Consider the following 3,745-nt stretch of genomic DNA (forward strand, 5'->3'; position numbering starts at 1 on the left):
CAGCGTGCCCCAGAGCGGCAGCCCGGTAATGAACGCACGGGTGCCGTCGATGGGATCGAGCACCCAGGTCAGCGGCGAGCTGCCGGCCACACGGTCTTCTTCTTCGCCCAGGATGCCGTGCTCCGGGTATGTCGCCAGGATCAGGTCGCGCATGGCGCGCTCGGCTGCCTTGTCGGCTGCGGTGACCGGGTCGAAGCGCCGGCCACCTTTGTCCTCTACCGCCGGGGCGCTGCGGAAGTACGGCAGGCTGGCATTGCCGGCCGCCTGCGCGAGGTCTGCGGCGAAGTCCATGTATTCGATAAGCTGCTCGGCGGTCAAAGGCATGCGGAGATCCTGGGGTCCGTGAATGGTGTCGGGGCGGCGGCGGCATGCGGCTCCGGGCAGACCGGGCTGCGCGCGCAGTGGGACAGCGCTGGCCGCGCGGCCCGCCAGCATTGTAGCGGGCCGTGTGAGGCGGGCATCGATCGCCTTTGGCGTCTCGCGGGCGGAGTGCTAATGTCAAGAGTGCGGGTAGCCGTCCATGCGTCGCCCAACAGTCCGTACGTTCTTTCGCCGAGCTTGCTGAGTGACTCCGGGGATGCCCGTTGCCGACGTGCCCGCGTGCCAGAAAAAATTACCGTCCCGCGTGTAAGTTCGTGCCGCCACTGTCGACAAAGGCACATAACCCGTTGCAGCCGCACCTGCGAGCGCCACGGAACATGGAACATTGGAGAAAGACGGTGGACACAGCCTCCCAGCTATCGCGGCCCGCACACGGCCGCCGCGGACAAACGTCCGCCTCCATCCAGCCGGCGTGGGTGCGCATCACCCATTGGCTCAACGCCATCGCCGTCATCGTCATGGTAATGAGCGGCTGGCGCATCTATAACGCGTCGCCACTGTTCGGCCTGCATTTCCCCAATGGCATCACGCTCGGCGGATGGCTGGGCGGCGCGCTGCAGTGGCACTTCGCCGCCATGTGGCTGCTGGTCGCCAACGGGCTGTTCTACTTGCTGATGAACGCCCTCACCGGACGGTTCCGCCGCCGCTTCCTGCCGCTGTCGGTGCCCGCGGCGCTGCGCGATATCGCCGCGGCGTTGCGCGGCCGGCTGGCGCACCCGGACCTKGCCGAATACAACGCGGCCCAGAAGGCCATGTACCTGGGCGTGGTGGTGGTCATCGTGGTCACGGTGCTGTCCGGCCTGGCGATCTGGAAGTCGGTGCAATTCCCGCTGCTGCGCGAGCTGATGGGCGGCTATGACGCGGCGCGCTGGGTCCACTTCGTATGCATGAGCGCCATCGTGCTGTTCATCGTCGTGCACGTGGCCATGGTGGCGCTGGTGCCGCGCACGCTGCTGATCATGCTGCGCGGCCGCTGATCGCCGGCCGTGTTTACGCAAACGCATCCACAGAACCGAATCCACAGAGCCGCATCGCGGAGAACCGCCATGAGCAAGTCCAAACCCATCGCCACGCTTGACCGGCGCCTGATCCTGCGAGACGCCGTGCGCGAACTCGATATGCCGTCGCGCCGCCTGTTCGCCAAGCGCGCCATCACGCTGGGCGGGCTGTCGATGCTGACGGGTTGCAGCCTGAGCGACGACGCCTCGGTGGAGCGCTTTCTCACCGCGGTATCGCGCTTCAACGATCGCGTGCAAGGCTGGCTGTTCGACCCCAAGCGGCTCGCGCCCACCTATGCGGAGTCCATGATCACGCGGCCGTTCCCGTTCAATGCCTTCTACGGCGAGGACGAAGTGCCCGAGGTCGACGGTGCCGACTTCCGGCTGGAAGTCGGCGGCATGGTGGCGCGCAAGGATCCGTGGACGCTCGAGCAGCTCTACGCGCTGCCGCAGACCTCGCAGGTCACGCGCCATATCTGCGTGGAAGGCTGGAGCGCCATCGGCAAGTGGGGGGGCACGCCCTTCTCGGAATTCCTGCATCGCGTGGGTGCCGACACCAGCGCGAAGTACGTGGGCTTTCGCTGCGCCGACGACTATTTCACCAGCATCGACATGCCCACCGCGCTGCATCCGCAGACGCTGCTGACCTTTACCTACGACGGGGAGAAGCTGCCGCCCAAGTACGGCTTCCCCATGAAACTGCGCATGCCGACCAAGCTTGGCTACAAGAACCCCAAGCACATCATGGCGCTGTACGTCACCAACACGTATCCCGGCGGTTACTGGGAAGACCAGGGATACAACTGGTTCGGCGGATCCTGATCCGCTTGAAATTGGCCGGCATGATGCCGGCTTGCACACTGACCAACCCAAGGAGATCTTCATGAACAAACTTTTCGCAGCTACCCTGCTCTCGACCACGATGCTATTTGCGGGTCATGCCTTTGCCCAGGACTCCATGAAGAAGGATGCCATGAGCAATGACAGCAGCATGGCCAAGGACACCATGRGCAAGGACTCGATGRGCAAGGACAAGATGGGCAAAGACAAGATGGGCAAGAGCCACGACAAGATGAGCAAGGACAAGATGGGCAAGGACACTGAAAGGCGGATGAAAGCACTCGCGCCTACTGTGCTTGGTAAGCCATTGGGGTGCGCCTGAGCGCGCGCGCTTGCTGTCGATGACGATCTGTGGCGGAAACCAGCGTAGCCTCGCGCCCCGCCAGCTTCCTCCGATTCGCGCGCCATTCCGCAAGAATGCCGCGCGTAGCCTGGTCCGCCGTGCCTGCCTTGCCGCAGATGCGCGGCCTGGGTTTCACTGCAGGCGAGGGAGACAGCCTCATGGAACTATTCGAACACCTGGCCCTTGGGTTCTCCACGGCGCTGACACTGCAGAACGTTGGATACTGCTTTCTCGGCTGCGTGCTGGGAACGCTGATCGGCGTGCTGCCCGGCATCGGGCCACTGGCGACCATCGCCATGCTGCTGCCGGTGACCTACACGCTGCCGCCGGTGGCCGCGCTCATCATGCTGGCCGGTATTTACTACGGCGCCCAGTACGGTGGTTCCACCACCGCCATCCTRGTCAACCTGCCGGGTGAATCGTCGTCGGTGGTGACCACCATCGACGGCTACCAGATKGCCAGGCGAGGGCGAGCAGGGGTGGCGCTGGCCACCGCTGGCCTGGGCTCCTTCTTTGCCGGCTGCGTGGCGACGCTGATCCTGGCCGCGTTTGCTACGCCGCTGTCGGAACTGGCATTCAAGTTTGGGCCTGCCGAGTACTTCTCGCTGATGTGCCTGGGCCTGATCGGCGCCGTGGTGCTGGCTTCGGGCTCGCTGCCCAAGGCGGTTGCCATGATCGTGCTGGGGCTGCTGCTGGGCCTGGTCGGCACCGACGTGAACTCGGGCGCCGCACGCTTCTCCTTCGACGTGCCGGAGCTGACCGACGGTGTCGATTTCGTCGCGCTGGCCATGGGGATGTTCGGCTTTGCCGAGATCATCGCCAACCTGGAGCAGAAGGAAAACCGCGAAACCTTTACCGATCACGTTAGCAACCTGTGGCCCTCCAAGGCGGACTTCAAGCGCATGGCGCCAGCGGTGCTGCGCGGTACCGCGCTCGGCTCCGTTCTCGGGATCCTGCCCGGCGGCGGCGCGGCGCTCGCTTCTTTCGCGGCCTACTCGCTGGAGAAGAAGACTTCCAAGTATTCGCATGAGTTCGGCAAGGGCGCCATCGAAGGCGTGGCAGGTCCGGAATCGGCCAACAACGCCGCGGCGCAGACCTCCTTCATCCCGCTGCTGACGCTGGGCATTCCGCCCAACGCCGTGATGGCGCTGATGGTGGGCGCGATGACCATCCACAACATCCA

General features: G+C 64.8%; 5 protein-coding genes. 4 read left to right on the forward strand and 1 reads right to left on the reverse strand.

The window, feature by feature from the left end; genetic code table 11:
* The coding region (locus AC1DS3_RS37695) for an inositol monophosphatase family protein (protein ID WP_477129258.1) at positions 1-324 on the reverse strand (324 nt) is incomplete at its 3' end.
* Between the two features lie 395 nt (positions 325-719).
* Here AC1DS3_RS37695 and AC1DS3_RS37700 point away from each other — a divergent pair.
* The 4 genes from AC1DS3_RS37700 to AC1DS3_RS37715 form a co-directional block, all read left to right on the forward strand.
* Positions 720-1,358: a cytochrome b/b6 domain-containing protein gene (locus AC1DS3_RS37700; RefSeq protein WP_441641319.1), complete on the forward strand. Its 639-nt coding sequence runs from the start codon at positions 720-722 to the stop codon at positions 1,356-1,358.
* Positions 1,359-1,427: 69 nt separating this feature from the next.
* Positions 1,428-2,201: a molybdopterin-dependent oxidoreductase gene (locus tag AC1DS3_RS37705; RefSeq protein ID WP_441641320.1), complete on the forward strand. Its 774-nt coding sequence runs from the start codon at positions 1,428-1,430 to the stop codon at positions 2,199-2,201.
* A gap of 61 nt (positions 2,202-2,262) precedes the next feature.
* Positions 2,263-2,541, forward strand: a complete 279-nt coding sequence (locus AC1DS3_RS37710; protein WP_477129259.1) for a pentapeptide MXKDX repeat protein — start codon at positions 2,263-2,265, stop codon at positions 2,539-2,541.
* 179 nt (positions 2,542-2,720) lie between these two features.
* The coding region (locus AC1DS3_RS37715) for a tripartite tricarboxylate transporter permease (RefSeq protein ID WP_477129260.1) at positions 2,721-3,745 on the forward strand (1,025 nt) is incomplete at its 3' end.

This window comes from Cupriavidus sp. 01L46 (assembly GCF_056399905.1).